At 62.3% G+C, this 18,562-nt stretch carries 20 protein-coding genes; 11 read left to right on the top strand and 9 right to left on the bottom strand.

The window, feature by feature from the left end:
• Positions 1-77: 77 nt before the first annotated feature.
• Positions 78-722, top strand: a complete 645-nt coding sequence (gene nth, locus PAQ31011_RS15710) for an endonuclease III (protein WP_150576710.1) — start codon at positions 78-80, stop codon at positions 720-722.
• A gap of 134 nt (positions 723-856) precedes the next feature.
• Here the strand turns inward: nth and PAQ31011_RS15705 are convergent, their stop codons facing one another.
• Positions 857-1,450 (bottom strand): malonic semialdehyde reductase, encoded by a 594-nt coding sequence (locus tag PAQ31011_RS15705; protein WP_150576709.1) that lies wholly within the window; start codon positions 1,448-1,450, stop codon positions 857-859.
• 171 nt (positions 1,451-1,621) lie between these two features.
• Complete coding sequence (locus tag PAQ31011_RS15700; RefSeq protein ID WP_150576708.1) at positions 1,622-2,572, bottom strand: DMT family transporter; 951 nt, start codon at positions 2,570-2,572, stop codon at positions 1,622-1,624.
• A gap of 167 nt (positions 2,573-2,739) precedes the next feature.
• Between PAQ31011_RS15700 and PAQ31011_RS15695 the strand changes: the two genes are divergently transcribed.
• Positions 2,740-3,171, top strand: a complete 432-nt coding sequence (locus tag PAQ31011_RS15695) for a DUF1841 family protein (protein WP_039399351.1) — start codon at positions 2,740-2,742, stop codon at positions 3,169-3,171.
• A 131-nt stretch (positions 3,172-3,302) separates the two neighbouring features.
• Here PAQ31011_RS15695 and PAQ31011_RS15690 read toward each other — a convergent pair whose 3' ends face one another.
• The gene (locus PAQ31011_RS15690) at positions 3,303-3,704 is read right to left on the bottom strand and encodes a c-type cytochrome (RefSeq protein WP_150576948.1); all 402 of its coding nucleotides are present in this window, start codon (positions 3,702-3,704) and stop codon (positions 3,303-3,305) included.
• Between the two features lie 46 nt (positions 3,705-3,750).
• Entirely contained in the window at positions 3,751-4,065 is a 315-nt protein-coding gene (locus PAQ31011_RS15685) for a c-type cytochrome (protein WP_370855785.1), read from the bottom strand.
• Between the two features lie 332 nt (positions 4,066-4,397).
• Here PAQ31011_RS15685 and PAQ31011_RS15680 point away from each other — a divergent pair, with 332 nt between their 5' ends.
• The 4 genes from PAQ31011_RS15680 to PAQ31011_RS15665 all read left to right on the top strand — a co-directional run bounded on the left by PAQ31011_RS15680 (position 4,398) and on the right by PAQ31011_RS15665 (position 8,188).
• Positions 4,398-5,240 carry an AAA family ATPase gene (locus PAQ31011_RS15680; RefSeq protein ID WP_046291474.1) on the top strand — a complete coding sequence of 281 codons (843 nt, stop codon included), beginning with the start codon at positions 4,398-4,400 and terminating at the stop codon, positions 5,238-5,240.
• 13 nt (positions 5,241-5,253) lie between these two features.
• Positions 5,254-6,429, top strand: coding sequence for a vWA domain-containing protein (locus PAQ31011_RS15675; RefSeq protein ID WP_150576707.1), 1,176 nt, complete (start codon positions 5,254-5,256; stop codon positions 6,427-6,429).
• A gap of 138 nt (positions 6,430-6,567) precedes the next feature.
• On the top strand, positions 6,568-7,764 hold the full coding sequence (locus PAQ31011_RS15670; protein ID WP_150576706.1) for a benzoate/H(+) symporter BenE family transporter: 1,197 nt from the start codon (positions 6,568-6,570) through the stop codon (positions 7,762-7,764).
• Positions 7,765-7,843: 79 nt separating this feature from the next.
• On the top strand, positions 7,844-8,188 hold the full coding sequence (locus PAQ31011_RS15665) for a DUF2322 family protein (RefSeq protein ID WP_150576705.1): 345 nt from the start codon (positions 7,844-7,846) through the stop codon (positions 8,186-8,188).
• 137 nt (positions 8,189-8,325) lie between these two features.
• Here PAQ31011_RS15665 and PAQ31011_RS15660 read toward each other — a convergent pair whose 3' ends face one another.
• The 5 genes from PAQ31011_RS15660 to PAQ31011_RS15640 all read right to left on the bottom strand — a co-directional run bounded on the left by PAQ31011_RS15660 (position 8,326) and on the right by PAQ31011_RS15640 (position 14,271).
• Complete coding sequence (locus PAQ31011_RS15660; protein ID WP_150576704.1) at positions 8,326-9,168, bottom strand: class I SAM-dependent methyltransferase; 843 nt, start codon at positions 9,166-9,168, stop codon at positions 8,326-8,328.
• A gap of 116 nt (positions 9,169-9,284) precedes the next feature.
• The gene (locus tag PAQ31011_RS15655) at positions 9,285-9,821 is read right to left on the bottom strand and encodes a DNA-deoxyinosine glycosylase (protein ID WP_150576703.1); all 537 of its coding nucleotides are present in this window, start codon (positions 9,819-9,821) and stop codon (positions 9,285-9,287) included.
• A 5-nt stretch (positions 9,822-9,826) separates the two neighbouring features.
• A complete protein-coding gene (locus tag PAQ31011_RS15650; protein WP_150576702.1) occupies positions 9,827-10,423 on the bottom strand; it encodes a chorismate--pyruvate lyase family protein in 597 nt (198 codons plus the stop codon).
• Between the two features lie 224 nt (positions 10,424-10,647).
• Positions 10,648-12,534 (bottom strand): molecular chaperone HtpG, encoded by a 1,887-nt coding sequence (htpG, locus tag PAQ31011_RS15645; protein WP_150576701.1) that lies wholly within the window; start codon positions 12,532-12,534, stop codon positions 10,648-10,650.
• Positions 12,535-12,825: 291 nt separating this feature from the next.
• A complete protein-coding gene (locus PAQ31011_RS15640; RefSeq protein WP_150576700.1) occupies positions 12,826-14,271 on the bottom strand; it encodes an aminotransferase-like domain-containing protein in 1,446 nt (481 codons plus the stop codon).
• Positions 14,272-14,551: 280 nt separating this feature from the next.
• Here PAQ31011_RS15640 and PAQ31011_RS15635 point away from each other — a divergent pair, with 280 nt between their 5' ends.
• From PAQ31011_RS15635 to PAQ31011_RS15615, 5 genes are all read left to right on the top strand, one after another.
• Complete coding sequence (locus PAQ31011_RS15635; RefSeq protein ID WP_150576699.1) at positions 14,552-14,920, top strand: DUF2917 domain-containing protein; 369 nt, start codon at positions 14,552-14,554, stop codon at positions 14,918-14,920.
• Positions 14,921-14,962: 42 nt separating this feature from the next.
• On the top strand, positions 14,963-15,649 hold the full coding sequence (locus PAQ31011_RS15630) for a VOC family protein (RefSeq protein ID WP_150576698.1): 687 nt from the start codon (positions 14,963-14,965) through the stop codon (positions 15,647-15,649).
• A 69-nt stretch (positions 15,650-15,718) separates the two neighbouring features.
• Complete coding sequence (locus tag PAQ31011_RS15625; RefSeq protein ID WP_150576697.1) at positions 15,719-16,615, top strand: DMT family transporter; 897 nt, start codon at positions 15,719-15,721, stop codon at positions 16,613-16,615.
• Positions 16,616-16,756: 141 nt separating this feature from the next.
• Positions 16,757-17,947 (top strand): aminotransferase-like domain-containing protein, encoded by a 1,191-nt coding sequence (locus PAQ31011_RS15620; protein WP_150576696.1) that lies wholly within the window; start codon positions 16,757-16,759, stop codon positions 17,945-17,947.
• A 62-nt stretch (positions 17,948-18,009) separates the two neighbouring features.
• Positions 18,010-18,465, top strand: coding sequence for a RidA family protein (locus PAQ31011_RS15615; RefSeq protein WP_039399369.1), 456 nt, complete (start codon positions 18,010-18,012; stop codon positions 18,463-18,465).
• Positions 18,466-18,562 lie beyond the last annotated feature (97 nt).

Genomic DNA, 18,562 nt, shown 5'->3' with positions numbered 1-18,562 from the left:
GGTGCCTAACCGGGCACCGATGAGCTTCCCGGCTTCCCCGATAACAAGACAAACGCCACGCCACACGCGCCCCTGCCATGAACGACGCCAAACGCCGTGCCCTGTTCGAGACGCTGCAACAGCTCAATCCCACACCGACGACGGAGTTGGAATACACGTCGCCCTTCGAGTTGCTGATCGCGGTGCTGCTCTCTGCACAGGCAACCGACGTCTCGGTGAACAAAGCGACTCGCAAGCTTTACGCCGTGGCAAACACGCCCGCAAAAATGATTGCGCTCGGTGAAGCAGGCGTATCCGATTTCATCAAGACGATCGGGCTGTATCGCACCAAGGCCAAGAACGTCATCGCCACCTGCCAATTGCTGCTCGACAAGCACGGCGGGGAAGTTCCGCGATCGCGAGAAGCGCTCGAAGCATTGCCGGGCGTTGGCCGCAAGACCGCAAACGTCGTACTGAATACCGCATTCGGTGAGGACACGATTGCCGTCGACACGCACATTTTTCGCGTCGCCAACCGCACGGGACTGGCACCCGGCAAAGACCCCCTGGCCGTCGAACTGGCCTTGGAACGCGTGACACCTCGCGAATTCAAACACGACGCGCATCACTGGCTCATCCTGCACGGCCGCTACGTATGCAAGGCACGCAAGCCCGAGTGCTGGCATTGCGCCATCGAACCGCTCTGCGACTTCCGGCCGAAGACGCCTGCGCCGAAAGCGTGACACGCCATTAGCACTCGCCGGTATCAGCCACGGCGGCGGCACAAACGACAACGGGCGGCCCGATATCGGGACCGCCCATTTTGTTTGTACGCCTTACGCGTCGAGTGACGCCGTGAAGCGCCCCCCATCTTGCGTCAGATGATGCGCGCTGCTTCGTCGAACGACAAACGCGGGTTGCGGGGGAATAGCTTGTCCTGATCGCCGTAACCCAGATTACAGATGAAATTCACGCGCCATTCGGTGCCGGCAAAGAACGTATCGTTGACCTTCTGAGCGTCGAAACCGGCCATCGGACCGCAATCCAGACCCAGTGCGCGTGCGGCCAGAATGAAGTAGCCGCCTTGCAGCGAGCTGTTCATATGCGCTGCGCCTGCAGCCTTGGCGGCGTCGCCCGAGAACATCGGCACCATCTTCTCCGCACCGTTCGGGAACAGCTTGGGCAGGTGCTCGTAGAACTTCAGGTCATACGCAATGATGGCCGTCACCGGTGCCGTACGCGTCTTGTCCACGTTACCGGGTGCCATGCACTCGATCAGCTTCGCCTTCGCCTCCGGGCTCTTCACGAAGACAATGCGGGCGGGCGTCGTGTTGGCCGACGTCGGGCCCCACTTCACCAGATCGTAGAGTTCGCGCAGCGTCTCATCGGTGACTGGCTTGTCGAGCCACACATTGTGCGTGCGGGCATCGGTAAACAACTGGGCAATGGATTCTTTGGCAATGATGCTCATAACAAATGACCTCGGGTGTTGAATGGCAAACGAGCGCCAACCGAATGGCAAAGGGTGCGGATAAAACGGCTACGGCGGATGAATCGTAGGCGAAGCGGATGACTCACCGGCGATGCGCGATTGTACCGTCGCCGTTCGACCGGCGCAGACACGCCAAAAATGCCTGCGAGATCAGGTGTTTGCCGATGTCCCGCGCGCGGACAGCCAGAGCACGCCCGCCAGAATGAGTGCGCCGCCCGCCCACTGTCCCGCCGTGAGCGTTTCACCGAGCAGCATGGCCGCGAGCAGCACCGTCACCACGGGTTCCAGCGTCGAGAGCATCGAGGCGCGTCCCGCGCCAAGACGCTGCAAACCGGCGAAGAAGGTCAGAATCGCGATGACAGTAGAGCAGACGGCAATCGCGGTGAGCGCCGCCCATCCACCGATCTCTGCGGGCCAACGCAACGGGAGCCCCTGCGAACTGCGTACCGCCGCCAAGAGACCGAAAGACACCGTTGCCGCGAGACAAACGAGCGTCGCCGTCGCCCGCGCATCGACACCCCGCGTCAAACGTGCGCCCACGATGATGTATCCCGAATAGATCAATGCGGCGGCGACCGCCAGCGCCATGCCCAGCGGCTGCCCCTGGCCGCCGCCGACGGTCAGGGCCGTCCCCAGCGAGCAGAGGACCAACGCGCCGAGTTTCACCGACGTGAGCCGTTCATGCAGGAAAACCGCCGCCAATAGCGTAACGAACACCGGATAAAGGTAGAGCAGCAGCGCCACGAGCGACGCCTGTGCATACTGCAACGCGCCAAAGAAACACAGCGATTGGCCGACGTAACCGATGCCACCCATCAGCGCGATATGCAAGGATTGGCGGCGCGATGGAAAGCGGACCCGCTGTATCCGGCACCAGAGGAGCAATAGCATTGCCGCGACGAAGAAGCGGAACAGCAGCATGGCGAACATGTCGGCCCCGGAGGCCGTGGCCGCGCGCGCGAAAATCGCCATCGCCCCGAACGCCGATGCCGAGATGGCGATCAGGGCGATGCCGCCCCACGCGGACGGCGGGGTGTGGGGCGCAGCGGGCGCGTCGCCCGGTGCAGTGCTTGCGGCGGGGGTACGGGGGCTTTGCGACATGATTACGCGATTTGAGGGACAATACGGCGTGTTTTAAATGCGTTACCGGCGCGTTCGGTCCACCACCGGCGCGCCAGGCGTCTTTCGGTCTCGTGCGAACGGATTCGCCATTGTAGCCACGGCAAGGCGCGCCGCAAGACGCCTCAAAAGAACCCCACGGAGTCCCCATGTTCAATCCGAGCCGCGACGAAGTCCGGCAATTTTTCTGCACCACCTGGCAAAAGCAGCGTGACGGCAATATCCTGACGCCGCTCGAAACCATTGCCGCCGACTGGATCAACGAACACCCCGAGTACCACGACGCGCTTGCCGATACCGAAGACGCCAGCGCTCGCGATTACTCGCCGGAAGCGGGCCAGACTAACCCGTTCCTGCATTTGTCCATGCACCTGGCGATCAGCGAGCAGGTCTCCATCGATCAGCCGCCCGGCATCCGCGCCGCGTACGAAAAGCTGACCAATCGCCTTGACTCGCCGCACGAAGCACAGCACCGCATCATGGAGTGTCTGGGGCAGACGCTGTGGGAAGCCCAGCGCAGCGGTCAGCCGCCCGACTCGGACGCCTACCTTCAGCGTATCGAGCAGCAGGCATCACGCTAAGCCCCCTCTAGTGGCTGCGGCAGTGCGCAAACGACGCACCGCGGCATTCGCCCCCACGGGAACGACAGCACGAAAGCAAACGACGGTTACCTTCACGGCAACCGTCGTTTTTCATGCAGACGTCAAAACCCTCACTTCTTCGTCACTAAATCGCCGGGCAGCGACTCGATGTAAGCCGAGATGTCCTTCAGTTCTTGCGACGTGAACGGACGCACCTTGCCGTCCTTGCCCAGCGTCGCCGGATTCGACATGACCTGCGTCTTCATGATCGCGTTGCTGCGGCCATAGACGAGGCTCGTCTCATTCTGATACGCACGCAGCGCGTTATAAATGTAATCGGCGTACTGCCCCGCCAGCTTCGGGTATTCCGGGGTGATCGGCGCGTTCAGGTTCGCGCCATGGCAACTGACGCACATGCCCTTGTCGACGAGCGCCTTACCGTTGGCGATATTGCCGGCGGCGACGGCATTGCCGCTCATTGCGGCGAGCATCGCGCCCAGCGTCAGGGACACCGCCGCAGCGGCCTTTGCCATCGAATGCATCGAATGCTTCATCGTGTTCTCCTCAGCCACGCACGTTTTACTTCTGGGGATTGACCGGCGTCGACGCCGTCTGCGCCGCGTAGTACGCGGCGATGTCGACGATGTCCTGTTCGGTCAACGTGGCTGCGATGCCATGCATCGTCTGGAACTTGCGGTCGCCCTTCGCGTACTCCTTCAGGGCGTTTTCGATGTACTTGGCGTTCTGTCCGCCGATCTTGGGGACGTGATACACCTCGGGGAACGCGGTGCGATAGTCGGCAATGCCGTGGCAACCAATACACATGGCTACCTTGCTCTTTGCCGCCTCCATATCAGGCTTGAGTTCGGCCGCATGAAGGGCGCTGACCGACATGAACGACGTGCTGCCAAGCGCCAGCGCCATCATCGTGAGGAACTTTTTCATGGTCTTCTTGGGAACGTTTTTGGTTGGAATACCGGCCCGCAACACGCAGATCGACGTCCCGGCTCCAAGGCGGTCGACCTGTGAAAAAAGCAATCGATTGTAACCCACACCCTCCAAGGCGCAAACTCGGTGCTGACCCGCACAGTTCTCCGAAGTTTTTCCGCAAGCCATTGATGTCAATGCACATTTTCAGCGCGCAAGCGAGCCATATGCGCAATGTCTTATACTGAACTTTTTCCCTGCCCGGCCGGTTGGCCGGCTGTTTGCGGACGGCTCTGACAATGCGCTTTGAAGGCTCTTCCCAATACGTCGCCACCGACGACCTCAAGCTCGCCGTGAACGCGGCGGCCACGCTGCAACGACCGCTGCTCATCAAGGGCGAACCCGGCACCGGCAAAACCATGCTTGCCGAGGAAGTGGCTGCCGCCCTCGATATGCCGCTGCTGCAATGGCACGTGAAGTCCACCACCAAGGCACAGCAGGGGCTCTACGAATACGACGCCGTCTCGCGTCTGCGCGATTCGCAGTTGGGCGACGAGCGCGTGCGCGATATCGCCAACTACATCGTGAAGGGCGTGCTCTGGCAAGCGTTCGAGGCCGACCAGCCTGTCGTGTTGCTGATCGACGAGATCGACAAGGCCGACATCGAATTCCCGAACGACTTGTTGCGTGAGCTCGATCGCATGGAGTTCTACGTCTACGAGACGCGAGAACTGGTGAAGGCTCGCCATCGTCCGCTCGTCATCATCACGTCGAACAACGAGAAGGAACTGCCCGACGCCTTCCTGCGCCGCTGCTTCTTTCACTACATCAAGTTCCCGGAACCGGCGACGATGCAGTCGATCATCGACGTCCATTTCCCGAACATCCGTCGCGAACTGGTCAACGCTGCGATGGCGACGTTTTTCGAAGTGCGCGAGATCCCGGGCCTCAAGAAAAAGCCGTCGACGTCGGAGCTGATCGACTGGCTCAAGCTGCTGATGGCCGAGGAAATCGGCCCGGAAGCGCTTCGCAGCGCCGACAACAAGCTGGCCATCCCGCCGCTTGCGGGCGCTTTGCTCAAGAACGAGCAGGACATGCACCTGTTCGAGCGCCTCGTCTTCATGAATCGCGCCAACCGATAAGCGCGCCGACGTCATGCTGATCGACTTCTTCTACACCTTGCGCGCGGCAAAACTGCCGGTCTCGGTCAAGGAATACCTGACGCTGCTCGAAGCGCTTCAGCGTCAGGTCATCGCGCCCTCGCTCGACGAGTTTTACTACCTGGCGCGCCTCTCGCTCATCAAGGACGAGAAGCACTACGACAAGTTCGATCAGGCGTTCGGTGCGTACTTCAAAGGCGTGCAACAGATCGTCGACGCCTCCGGCGAAGTGCCGCTCGACTGGCTCAAGAAGCGGATGCAACGCGAGTTGTCCCCCGAGGACAAAGCGCGTATTCAGGCGCTGGGCGGACTCGACAAGCTCATGGAGCGTCTGAAGCAACTTTTCGACGAACAGAAGGGGCGGCACGAAGGCGGCAGCAAATGGATCGGCACGGGCGGCACCTCACCGTTCGGCAACGGTGGCTTCAACCCCGAAGGCATCCGCATCGGCGGCGAAAGCAACGGCAATCGCACCGCCGTCAAAGTATGGGACCAACGTACGTACCGCGACTACGACGACACCGTAGAGCTGGGCACGCGCAACATCAAGGTTGCACTGCGCCGCCTGCGTAAGTTCGCACGCGAAGGGGCGGCCGAGGAACTCGATCTCGACGACACGATTCGCTCCACGGCGGCCAATGCCGGCTGGCTCGATCTTAAGCTGGTGCCCGAGCGTCACAACAACGTGAAGGTGCTGATGCTGCTGGACGTGGGCGGGTCGATGGACGATCACATTGCGCGCACGGAAGAGCTCTTTTCGGCCGCGAAATCGGAGTTCAAGCATCTCGAGTTCTACTATTTCCACAACTGCGTCTACGACTATCTCTGGCGGCAGAACCGCCGGCGTCACAACGAGCGATTCGAGACGTGGGACGTGTTGCGCAAATATCCGGCCGACTACAAGCTGATCTTCGTGGGCGACGCAACGATGAGCCCGTACGAGGTGCTGCAACCGGGTGGCTCCGTCGAGTACAACAACAAGGAAGCCGGTGCGGTCTGGCTGCGCCGCTTCATCGACCGGTTCCCGCGTCACGCGTGGCTGAACCCTGAGCCGGAAGCCATTTGGCAATATCGTCAGTCGATTTCGGTGATCCGTCAGCTCTTCGCGAATCGGATGTATCCGATTACGCTGGCGGGGCTGGAATCGGCCATGCGGGTGCTAAGCAAGTAACAAGCAAATAAGCTCGCAAGACGCCGCTTCACGGGAAGCTCAGCACCGTCCGCACACAACGGCGCACCGCACAATGCGGCACGATGCGACATGCAGCACATCACAACTACAACGCAACCAAAGAGACAGCACGCCATCATGACGTCGAGCACCACTCCCCTGCCCCCGCTGCGCCCGCTGGCGGACACGTCGCCGTCGGCCATCGTGGCCGGCTTCGTGGCGATGATGACCGGCTATACCAGCTCGCTCATCCTCATGTTCCAGGCCGGACAGGCCGCCCATCTCACGCCGGCGCAGATTTCGTCGTGGATCTGGGCGCTGTCCATCGGCATGGGATTGACGACCATCGGGCTATCGCTTCGCTACCGCACGCCGGTAGTGATCGCATGGTCGACGCCGGGCGCAGCGTTGCTGATCACATCGCTGCCGGGCGTGCCTTACGGTGAGGCCATTGGCGCGTTCATCGTCTGCAATGCACTCATCGCAATCTGCGGGCTGACGGGGGGCTTCGAGACGATCATGCGACGCGTGCCGCCCGCATTGGCGTCAGCGCTGCTGGCGGGCATTCTGTTTCGCATCGGGCTCGAGATTTTCGTCGCCGCGCAGCACCAGACGGCACTCGTACTTTCGATGTTCTTCACGTACCTCATCGTCAAACGAATCGCTTCGCGCTACGCCATTCTGCTGGCACTGATCGTGGGCACGGCCGTTGCCGGCGGACTGGGTCTGCTCGATTTCAGTCACTTCAATGTGTCGCTCGCAAAACCGGTATGGACCACGCCGTCATTCTCGTTGTCGGCGACGATCAGCATCGCGATCCCGCTGTTCGTGGTGGCCATGGCATCGCAGAACGTTCCCGGACTCGCCGTGCTCCGTGCGGATGGTTATAACGTCCCGGCATCGCCATTGATTTCGACAACGGGCATTGCGTCGGTGCTGCTCGCACCGTTCGGCTCGCACGGCATTCATCTGGCGGCCATCACGGCGGCCATCTGCACAGGACGCGAAGCGCATGAAGACCCCGCCAAGCGCTATACGGCGGCCGTGTGGTCAGGCGTCTTTTACCTGATCGCAGGGACGTTCGGCGCGACCATCGCTGCGCTGTTTGCAGCATTTCCGAAGGCGTTGGTCGTCTCCATTGCAGCACTGGCGCTGTTCGGCTCGATCATGAACGGACTGGCGAATGCCATGCACGACACGAAGCAACGCGAAGCCGCGCTCATCACGTTCATGGTGACCGCCTCCGGCCTGACGCTACTCTCCATCGGGTCCGCCTTCTGGGGACTGATCGCTGGCGTGGTGACGCTGGCGATTCTGCAATGGCGACGTGCCTGATTCCGCACGGGCCGGGGTGATACCATTCGGCCCGCAACGATTTCAATTCATCTGACGTAACCGCAGGAGCAGTACAACCATGGCAGTCATCGAACCGACCCCGGTGTTCAAGGAAAACCTCGCCCAGATGGCCTCGATCGGCAGCATCGACGGCATCGCGCGCATCGACCTGCGCAATGCGGCCGGCGCCGTTGTGGGCACCATCGAAAATGCACCGGGCAAGCAAGGCTCGCTCGCCGTCTATCACTACCTCAAGCAAGCCTTCGGCACGCTCGACGCCAAAGCTGCCGAGCATGCGCTGGCCGTCTTCGGTGAGCACACGGCCGACGCGCGCAATCGTCCGGGCGCGCACCCGAACGTCGACCGTTTGCTGGCGATCGTCGCCGGTGGCGAAGCACTGACGATCGACGAAGTCGCCGCCTGACGCGCGCATGCGTACGGTCCCGGCGCTCGGGACCGCACACCGCGCAAAAGAAAAAGCCAGCCTCTCGGCTGGCTTTTTTGTATCTGCCGCAAACTGCGGCTTCTACGGTACAGCGATGCGTAGCTACGCAGACAACGTCAGACCGTCAGTACCGGACCGCCATCGCCGTTCTTCTCGCGAAGTTGCTTGACCCAACGCTTTGCGGGCAAGCCGGTCGCGGCTTCCACCACCTTGGCGCGCGCTTCCACGTCCTTCCATTCGACCGACAGCAGCGGGCCGTTGAAGGCCAGCACGATGACGTTGCCGTCATGCACTTCCGGGAATTCGATCACGCGGTTGTCGAACGCCTGACGCAGACGACGGATGTTCTTCGGATAGCTGTCGTGATCGCCGAAGAGGTTCATCGTCAGCATGCCCGGCTCGCGCAACGTGGCACGGCACGCCTTGTAGAACGCCGGAGTGTCATGGACCGGGCCGCGCGCGGTGGCGTCGTACAGGTCGATTTGCAGGACATCCACAGCGCCATGATTGGCGGAATCGGTGACGTAGTCCCACGCGTCCGCTTCCAGCACTTTCAATCGACGCGAATCGCTCGGCAGATCGAACATCGTGCGGGCGGCGACGACCACGGCCGGGTTCAGCTCAACCGCCGTCACTTGCGTGCGCGGGAACTGCTTGGCCGAGAACTTCGTGATCGAACCAGTGCCAAGGCCCAGTTGCACAACGTGCTTCGGCGCACGCATGAACAGCAACCACGCCATCATCTGCTGCGCGTATTCGAGTTCGATACGATCCGGCTTGGACAAACGCATCGCCCCTTGCACCCATTCCGTACCGAAATGCAGGTAACGCACGCCACCGATTTCAGAGAACGTCACCGGCGCGAAACGCGGCTTGTACGTGGGACGCGGTGAACGGGCGGCACGGTCGTCAGCGACGAACGCTTCGGCTTCGATGGATTTGCGTTTGATGAGGGTCATGTGTCCTTCAGTATTGCTCGGGATATTCCGATGGGTTCGCATTGTACCGGGTTCACGCGCTTTGCCTGTCGGCGACGGCGTTCGCCCTACCGCAAGCGCGGCGTTTCACGCCACCCTCAGCGAGTGGACGAGACGTCCGGCATTCCCAGCCAGTCACGCAATACAAGCCACGCGTCGCGTTTGGTCGCGAACGGGATCGTATAGGCAGGACTGCTCGATGGCAGCAGCACGACCGGCAACGGCACGTTGCCTTGGGCGAGTGCACGCTGACCGATGCGCGCCGCCGTGCCGCCATTGAAGGCGACGGCCCGCAGCGACGGCAAGGTGCCGATCAGGCCTGCCAGGTCGCTGCCGGCGTGCAAGCGGATGTTGCTGTCGAGACTGCCTTCACGACGCGCCTCCGCCACCACATCCCAAAGCCCCACCCCATGCATACGGAGCACGTCGAGGCGTGCCTCATAGGGGAGCGTCGGCAGGGGTTCGTCGATGACCTCGCCCACCAGATGCCAGAAACGATTCTGTGGATGCGCATAGTACTGCTGGTGCGCGAGCGAAACCTCACCGGGCAAACTGCCGAGGATCAGGACACGCGTGTTCGTGTCCACCACCGGCGGGAAGTTGCGTTTGAGTGGGGGCGCAGACGGCGTCGGCATAGCGCTCAATCGTTCACCGTCTCACCATGCAGGGCCTGCAAACGTCGCCAGAAGCGCGGAAGAAACGCCTCGGTGACGAGTAGCGGTGCCCCATGGCGCAGGAAGACCGAACGACGCGCCCACAGTCGTGCACGTGGGTTCGCACCGACGAGCGGGTCGCGCGCATCGCGTCGCGCACGGCTGTGCAGCAGGTGACGCGGGCCCAGGGGGCTCGACACCAGCACGGAACGCGTGACAGTGGGATCGTGATAGAGCAAATCGGCGAGCGGACGAGTACGCAGACGACGCATCGCCTGCCAGATCGAACGGCTATGTGTGAGCGGCGTGACACTGTGCGCCACGACGACCGGCTCGTCATCGACCAGAAGGATGACGTCGCGCGCCCACATCGGCGTACGCAGCGGCACGCCGATCGCACGGCATTGGTCTGCATCGGCGGGCATCACCCGTTCGGCCACCACCCGCACGCTCACCCGGCCGAGCGTGGACAAATGGCGCGTGAGCGCGCCGCCCCGGGTCAGCCAGTCCTTATGACGACGCGACAGCGCCGGTGCCGGGACAGCCTGCCAGCGCCGCCCGCTTACATCGAATCGGAAAGTCATGGCTCGGCATTATAAGGGGGCAACGTGTCGACGCGCCGCTCACGCGGTCACCGCCTGCCGCACACAGCGCCCCCCGCAAACAAAGGCCCCACCGACCTTCGAGGGATTCCGCCGGACAAGAAAAAGCCCCCGCGACATTTCGTCACGGGGGCCTCCATCGCTACGCGGACAACGTTACGCAGACGGCGTTACGTCAAAACAGTCCCGCCGTTTGCGCTACGCAATCAACGAGCAGACAGCAGCAAGGCGTTGGTACGCTTCACGAACGCCGCCGGATCCTCCAGATTGCCACCTTCGGCCAGCAACGCCTGTTCGAACAGGAGTTGCGTCCAGTCGGAAAGGTCCGCGCTCTCTGCCGTGAGACGCTTGATCAGCGCGTGCTCCGGGTTGATCTCGAGGATCGGACGGAACTCCGGCATCTTCTGACCGGCCGCCTTCATCAGACGTTGAAGCGTGCCGCTCATGTCGTTCTCATCGGACACCAGACACGACGGCGAATCGGTCAGACGGAACGTGACCCGCACATCCTTGGCCTTGTCGGCGAGCACTTCCTTCATCTTTTCGACGAGCGGCTTGAGGTCGTCGCTGGTCTTTTCCTGCGCTTCCTTCTCACCTGCGTCTTCAAGCGCGCCCAGATCCAGATCGCCGCGCGCCACGCTCACGAGCGCCTTGCCGTCGAACTCATGGACGTAGGAGAGCATCCATTCGTCCACACGATCGGTCAGCAGCAGCACTTCCACACCCTTCTTGCGGAACACCTCAAGGTGCGGGCTGTGACTTGCGGCCACCCAGTTCTCTGCCGTCACGTAGTAGATCTTGTCCTGACCTTCCTTCATGCGGCCCACGTAATCGGCCAGCGATACCGTCTGCTCGGCCGAATCGTTGTGCGTGCTCGAAAAACGCAGCAGCTTGGCGATGCGTTCGCGGTTGGCCTGATCTTCGCCGGTACCTTCCTTGAGCACCTGACCGAATGCGCTCCAGAACTGCGTGTACTTATCCTGCTGGTTCTCTGCCAGATCTTCCAGCAGACCGAGCACGCGTTTCGCGCACCCTTCGCGGATGGCCTTCACGTCGCGGCTTTCCTGAAGAATTTCTCGCGAGACGTTCAACGGCAGATCCGCCGAATCGACAACCCCGCGCACGAAGCGGAGGTAGTTCGGGAGGAGTTGCTCCGCGTCGTCCATGATGAAGACGCGCTTCACGTATAGCTTCAGGCCGCCTTGCGAATTGCGATCCCACAGGTCGTACGGCGCATGACCGGGCACATACAGCAGTTGCGTATATTCGCTGCGCCCTTCTACGCGGTTATGCGTCCACGCCAGCGGCGCTTGCATGTCGTGCGCAATGTGCTGATAGAACTGCGTGTACTGCTCGTCGGTGATTTCGCTCTTGCTGCGGGTCCACAACGCGCTCGCCTGATTGACGGTTTCGTCCGTCTCTGCGGGGACCATCGCCTGCTTTTCTTCGTCCCACGACTCGCCGCGCATCACGATCGGCAGCGAAATATGGTCCGAATACTTGCGGATGATCGACTGCAATTGCCACGACGACAGCAACTCGTCTTCGCCCTCACGCAGATGCAGCGTGATGGCGGTGCCGCGCGGCGCGCGTTCGATGGTCTCAACCGAGAAGTCGCCCTCGCCGGCCGACGACCAGCGCACACCCTCTACGGCCGGCAACCCGGCACGGCGCGATTCGACCGTCATACGGTCGGCGACGATGAAACCCGAGTAGAAGCCCACGCCAAACTGGCCGATGAGCGCAGCGTCCTTCTGCTGATCGCCGGACAGGTTCGAGAAGAATTCCTTGGTGCCGGACTTGGCGATGGTGCCGAGGTGCGCGACGGCTTCATCGCGGCTCATGCCGATGCCGTTGTCCTCGATGGTGACGGTGCGGGCGTCCTTGTCGAACGACACGCGAATCTTGAGTTCCGGATCCTGCTCGTACAGCGCTGCGTTGTTGATCGCTTCGAAGCGCAGCTTGTCAGCGGCGTCCGAGGCATTGGAGATCAGTTCGCGCAGGAAGATTTCCTTGTTGCTGTACAGCGAATGAATCATCAGTTGCAGAAGCTGTTTGACTTCTGCCTGAAAGCTCATGGTTTCTTGCGCCATGGTCGGGAACCCTCATGAATCGGTGAGATGAATGGAATGTCCGGCGTGTCAGCCTGGACCGCCGCCGGGCACACTTGCGCGCGCGCTGCCGCAACGGCGGTACAGGTCGGAACATAGGGACGGGCGGCATGCATTTCAAGGCCGCCAGCAAGGTTATTTCAGCGCTATTTTGCTGACGAATGGGCAAAGTTAGCGGAAAAAGCGGCAAGACCCGGCAAAAGCCCAAAGCAAGGGCACAAAGACGGGCGTACCGGCGACTGTTGCTGCCGCTTTAAGTTGGTTCATGTCGGCTTATGCCGCCAACTCCAACTGTCGCGAAAGGAACGACAACATGGACGGATCACTGCAGCACGCGATGTTCATGCGCATCCACGTACTGGGGGCCTGACGCGGCGAGAACAACGCCCCCGGCGCAAACAGGAAGCCAGCCTCGTGCCCGGCGGCCGCAATGGCGTTGGTATCGATGCCGGTATCGGCCCAGAAAAACATGCCGGAGGTCGGCTCACCGAACATGCGCAACCCCATACGCTCCAGATTGCGCCGCGCGCCGTCGCGGACCTCGTCCAGACGGGTACGCAACCGCTCCACGTGACGCCGGTAGTGCCCTTCGGTCAGCGCCTTATAGACGATGCGCTCGTTGATCTCCGGCGTGGTCGATCCCGAGAGCATCTTGTGGTCGACGAACGTCTTCGCCAACTCGGGCGAACAGGCGACGAACGCTACACGCAGGTTCGCCGCAAGCGTCTTGGAGAAACTCCCCAAGTAGATCACGCGCTTGAGCTGATCGAGACTCGCCAGACGCGCCACCTGCTGATGCGGCGGACACAGATCGCAGTAAATGTCGTCTTCCAGCACCATGAAGTCGTACTGCTCCGCGAGACGGAGAATCTGGAATGCGCGGGCGGGCGTGAGCGAGGTGCCCGTCGGATTCTGCAGAATCGAATTCAGAATGAGCAGCTTGGGACGGTGCTGCTGCACAAGCCGCTCCAGCGCCTGCATGTCGAGCCCGTCCGGCGTGTAGGGTACGCCGATCGTATTGGCCCCTTGCGACGCAATGCGGCCGAACACGACGAACCACGCCGGATCGCCGACAAGCACCGTATCGCCAGCACGTACGTACAGCCGTAACAAGAAGTCCACAGCCTGCGTAATGCCCGACGTCAACACGATCTGATCGGGCCGAGCGCCAATTTCAAGTTCCGCGAGTTGCGTCTGGAGTTGAACGCGCAGCGGCAGAAAGCCGAGCGGATTGCCCGCCTGGAGCAGATGCGCGCTCGACTGCCGGCTCATCGAACGCATGGCAGACGTCATCATGTCCGCATCGAGCCACGTCGCAGGCAGATACCCCATGCCCGGGCCACGCTCGGGGGCCACCTGATGCAGCATGCTGCGCACGAGCCAGGCAACGTCGAGCGGCCCCTGCGTGACCATCGGTGCAGCCGCATTTTGCGGCGGCATGACCGGTCGCTCGCGCACGTAGAAACCGGACCCGCGCCGGGCTTCGAGATACCCCTGCGCCACCAGCCGCTCATAGGCCTCGACAACGGAGAAACGCGAAACGCGTTTGTCTTCCGCCAGCGAGCGGATCGACGGCATACGCATGCCCGGCAGGAAAACCCGCTCCTCGATGCGTAGCCTTGCCCAGTGCACCAACTGATCGACAAGCGTCATTCGCGCGGTGTCCAGCGCAGCGTTGTCCGCAAGAATCAGCGGAGAAATGCGGTTCGTTGTCGTCATCGTCATTCACCTGTGTCGCGCCCCGGCAGGCTACGCGAGATGCGCATCACGCGCGGGTCGTGCCCACGCGTGCCGATTTATGGAGCGCTGCGATCGGCGCTCCCCGCCCAGTTGACAGTCCAATCCGTATCGAAGTGTCTGCCCCTACCGTTCATGGAGCGCCACTCTACGCTAGCCAGTTTCCCTGTCAACTCATAACTGTACCGAGAACTACCTCACCATCTGTATCGGTACTGTACCGGAGTTAACCGATAAAGTGTCCTCTCAACTGGAGACCGCCATGCGTGAAATCCGACTCTTCGAACTGGACCGGGAACAGACTGTCGTCTGGCAGGGCCCGGCTGCCGAACCGCCTCAGTCGCTGCAAGTGTTACAGGGTCTGCTCTGGCTGACCGTGGAAGGCGAGCCGACCGACCATTGGCTGCGGGCAGGCGAAAGCTTCGAAATTCGCGGCGGACAGCGTGTGTGGCTGGGCACCTGGCAAGAAGGCGCGCGCATGCGCGTGAGTCAGCCCGCAAAGACGCTCTCGACGTCCGGCGGCGGTAGCGTACTAGGTACCGGATTGCGGCTGGTGTGGCGCCACCTTGCGGTGCGCCTGGCCAGCACTGCAGGCCCCGGAAGACGCGGCGTCGGCGCGCAGGCAGAGTAAGCTATCGTTTTTTGTCGTCCGTCTTTGCTGCCTGAACCGAACATGACCGCACCTCACGCCCTGAAACTGGACCATCTTGTCGTCGCCGCAGAAACGCTGGAAGCGGGCGAAGCGCACGTCATCGAGCAACTCGGCCTCACGGACGTCGTGCCGCAACGCGGCGGGAAGCACGCACGCATGGGGACGCACAACAGTTTGCTCGGTCTGTGGGGCGGTGCCTATCTGGAGATCATCGCCATCGATCCGGAAGCGCACGCACCGGACCGTGCACGCTGGTTCGGACTCGACGACGACACCGTTCGGGCGCGTCTCGCTCGCGGCCCGTATCTTGCGCACTGGGTGGCGCGCGTCGATCGTCCCCGCTCGCTGCCGCGCTGGCAGGCACAGTATCCGCAACGCCTCGCCCCCGTGATCGCAATGCAGCGCGGCGCACTGACCTGGCAGATCGGTGTGCCCGACGACGGCAGCCTGCCGTCGTGGCAAGGTGCGGGGCAGGGATTGCTGCCTACGCTGATTCAGTGGGATTCGCCGCAACATCCGGCGGATGCGTTGCCGTCCGCGGATTGCGCCGTCACCACGCTGCGTGGATTCCATCCGCAGGCGACGGTGATCGCAGAACAATTGCAGTGGTTGGGTGCCGATGCCCTCGTCAACGTCGAAGCGACGCTGGTCGAGCCGTCGCTCGCTGCAGAAATCGAAACCCCCAACGGCCCGCGCACCTTGCGTTAGGCCGCAACCGATCCAAACGCCCGGCACAGAGCATGGCGGGCGGAAAACATAGAACCACGAGGCGACACCATGAATTCGCGCGAATCCCGAGGCATGCTGGTCGGATTGATCGGCGTGCTCATCTTCAGTCTGACGTTGCCCATGACGCGCATCGTCGTGGCGGAAGTCAATCCGCTGCTTAACGGACTGGGGCGCGCGCTGGTGGCGGCCGTCTTCGCGGGCGCACTGCTCTGGTGGCGCAAGGAACCGTGGCCGACGTGGCCGCAGGTCAAGAGTCTGGCCATCACCTCGCTCGGCGTGATCGTCGCCTTCCCCGTCTTCTCCGCGTGGGCCATGAAAACGATCCCCGCATCTCACGGGGCCGTGCTCAACGGACTGCAACCCTTCTTCGTCGCGATCTACGCTTATTGGCTGGGCGGCGAACGTCCTTCGCGTGGCTTCTGGGTGTTCGCCCTGCTCGGCAGCGCCCTCGTCATTGCTTTTGCACTTCGCGCCGGTGGTGGGAGCCTGCATGCCGCCGACGGACTGATGCTGCTGGCCGTCGTCATTGGCGCGCTGGGTTACGCAGAGGGCGGCAAGCTCGCACGCGACATGGGCGGCTGGCAAGTGATCTGCTGGGCGCTCGTCGTCTGCGCGCCGGTGTTGCTGGTGCCGGTCGGCTGGCTGGCATGGCAACAACCGTGGCCTGTCAGCGGCAAGGCCTGGGGCGCGTTCGCCTACGTCACCCTCTTCTCGCAGTTCATCGGCTTCTTCGCCTGGTATGCCGGTCTCGCCATGGGCGGAATCGCGCGCGTGGGCCAAGTACAATTGCTTCAGATTTTCTTCACGATTGCGTTGTCCGCGCTCTTTTTCGGCGAACAAGTCGATGCGGTCACCTGGCTGTTTGCCGCCGGTGTCGTACTGACCATCGCACTCGGCAAGAATATGAAGATCGGCGCCTCGCGACTCACGGGCAAACCGGTCTGACGACGCATCGCGGCGCATGCGATCCCTGCGCCGCGATGCGTCAGCCCCCTGACGTTGCGCCTGCCTTCACGCGCCCGGCACCCGCAACGCTCGATACTCGCGGCCGCTCAGAAAAGGCCGCACTCTCATAGCGAGATCATCATGCACGATTGGCAATATTCCGAACGCGCCCGCAATCTGACCAGCTCGGCCATTCGCGAAATTCTCAAGGTGACGGAACGCCCGGACGTCATTTCATTTGCTGGCGGCCTGCCCTCCCCCGCCACGTTTCCCGTCGCAGAAATGCGTGCCGCCGCGGATCGCGTCCTGACCGAATCGCCGCAAGCCGCGCTGCAATACAGCGCGACGGAAGGCTTCGCGCCGCTGCGCGAATGGGTCGCCAAGCGCTACTCTCGCGACGGCCTGACGGTCGCGCCGGAGAACGTACTGATCACCACCGGCTCGCAGCAAGGTCTCGATCTGATCGGCAAGATCTTCATCGACGAAGGTAGCCGCGTCCTTGTCGAGGCACCGAGCTATCTGGGTGCGCTGCAATCGTTTTCGTTGTTCGCACCGAAATACGTGCCGGTGCCGACCGACGATCACGGCCTTCTGCCCGAGGCACTGACGCCGGAACTGGTGGCGGGCGCGCGCTTCCTGTACGCCATGCCGAACTTCCAGAATCCGACGGGACGCCGACTGCCGATGGCACGTCGCGAAGCGCTGGCCGCCATCGCCAAACGCGACGGCCTGGCCATCATCGAAGACGATCCCTATGGCGAACTGGACTACGAAGGCCAGCGTTTGCCGAGCCTGATGTCGCTCGCGCCCGAGCACGTGCTGTACATGGGGTCGTTCTCCAAGGTGCTCGCCCCCGGCCTGCGACTGGGCTTCATCATCGGCCCCAAGACGGTGATCGCCAAGCTCGTGCAGGCCAAGCAGGCCGCCGATCTGCATACCCCCAGCCTGACGCAGCGCATCGCGTACGAAGTGGTCAAGGATGGCTTTCTCGACACGCACATCCCGTCGATTCGCACGCTTTACGCCGCACAGGCGCAGGCCATGCTCGCTTCGCTGAAGAAGCACATGCCGGCCGACGCCACGTGGACCACGCCCGCAGGCGGCATGTTCATCTGGTTGACATTGCCCACAGGCATCGACACCATGCAGTTGCTGGAAAAAGCGATCGCACAGAATGTCGCGTTCGTGCCCGGCGCGCCCTTCTATGTGGGGACGCCGCAATCGAATACGCTTCGACTGTCGTTCGTCACGGTGCCACCCGAGAAAATCGAAATCGGTGTCGCTCGCCTTGGCGCGCTGATCGCCGACGCGCTCACGCGCCGCGCCGCCTGATCCATCATCGGACTCGATGATCCGGGATTTGAACCATTAACGAATTTGCAAGGAAGCCGTACATGTCCGTCTACGACAAACTGAAGCAACTGGGTATCGAACTGCCGTCGTCCGCTGCCCCCGCCGCCGCTTACGTGATGGCCGCACAAACCGGCAACACCGTGTTCCTCTCGGGCCACCTGCCCAAGAAGGACGGCAAGATCTGGACCGGCAAGCTCGGCCAGGACGTCAGCGTCGAAGACGGCAAGGCTGCGGCGCGCGCCACCGCCATCGAACTGATCGCCACGCTGCACGCCCACACGGGCGACCTGAACAAGGTCAAGCGCATTGTGAAGCTGATGAGCCTCGTGAACTCGACGCAGGAATTCACCGAGCAGCATCTGGTGACGAACGGCGCATCGGAACTGTTCGGCGAAGTCTTCGGCGACGCCGGCAAGCACGCCCGCTCGGCCTTCGGCGTGGCACAGATCCCGCTGGGCGCGTGCGTCGAAATCGAACTGATCGCCGAACTTGCCTGACGGCATCGAGGCCTACATCGGCTACCGTTTGCATCAGGCGAATCTGCGTGATGTAAGTCGCGGCTAAGCCGACGTTCTCAGATGCTTGCGTCTGAAA

Origin of the sequence: Pandoraea aquatica (genome assembly GCF_902459565.1) — a bacterium.
Taxonomy (GTDB): Bacteria; Pseudomonadota; Gammaproteobacteria; order Burkholderiales; family Burkholderiaceae; genus Pandoraea; species Pandoraea aquatica.
This window is presented reverse-complemented; position numbering and strand designations above follow the sequence as displayed.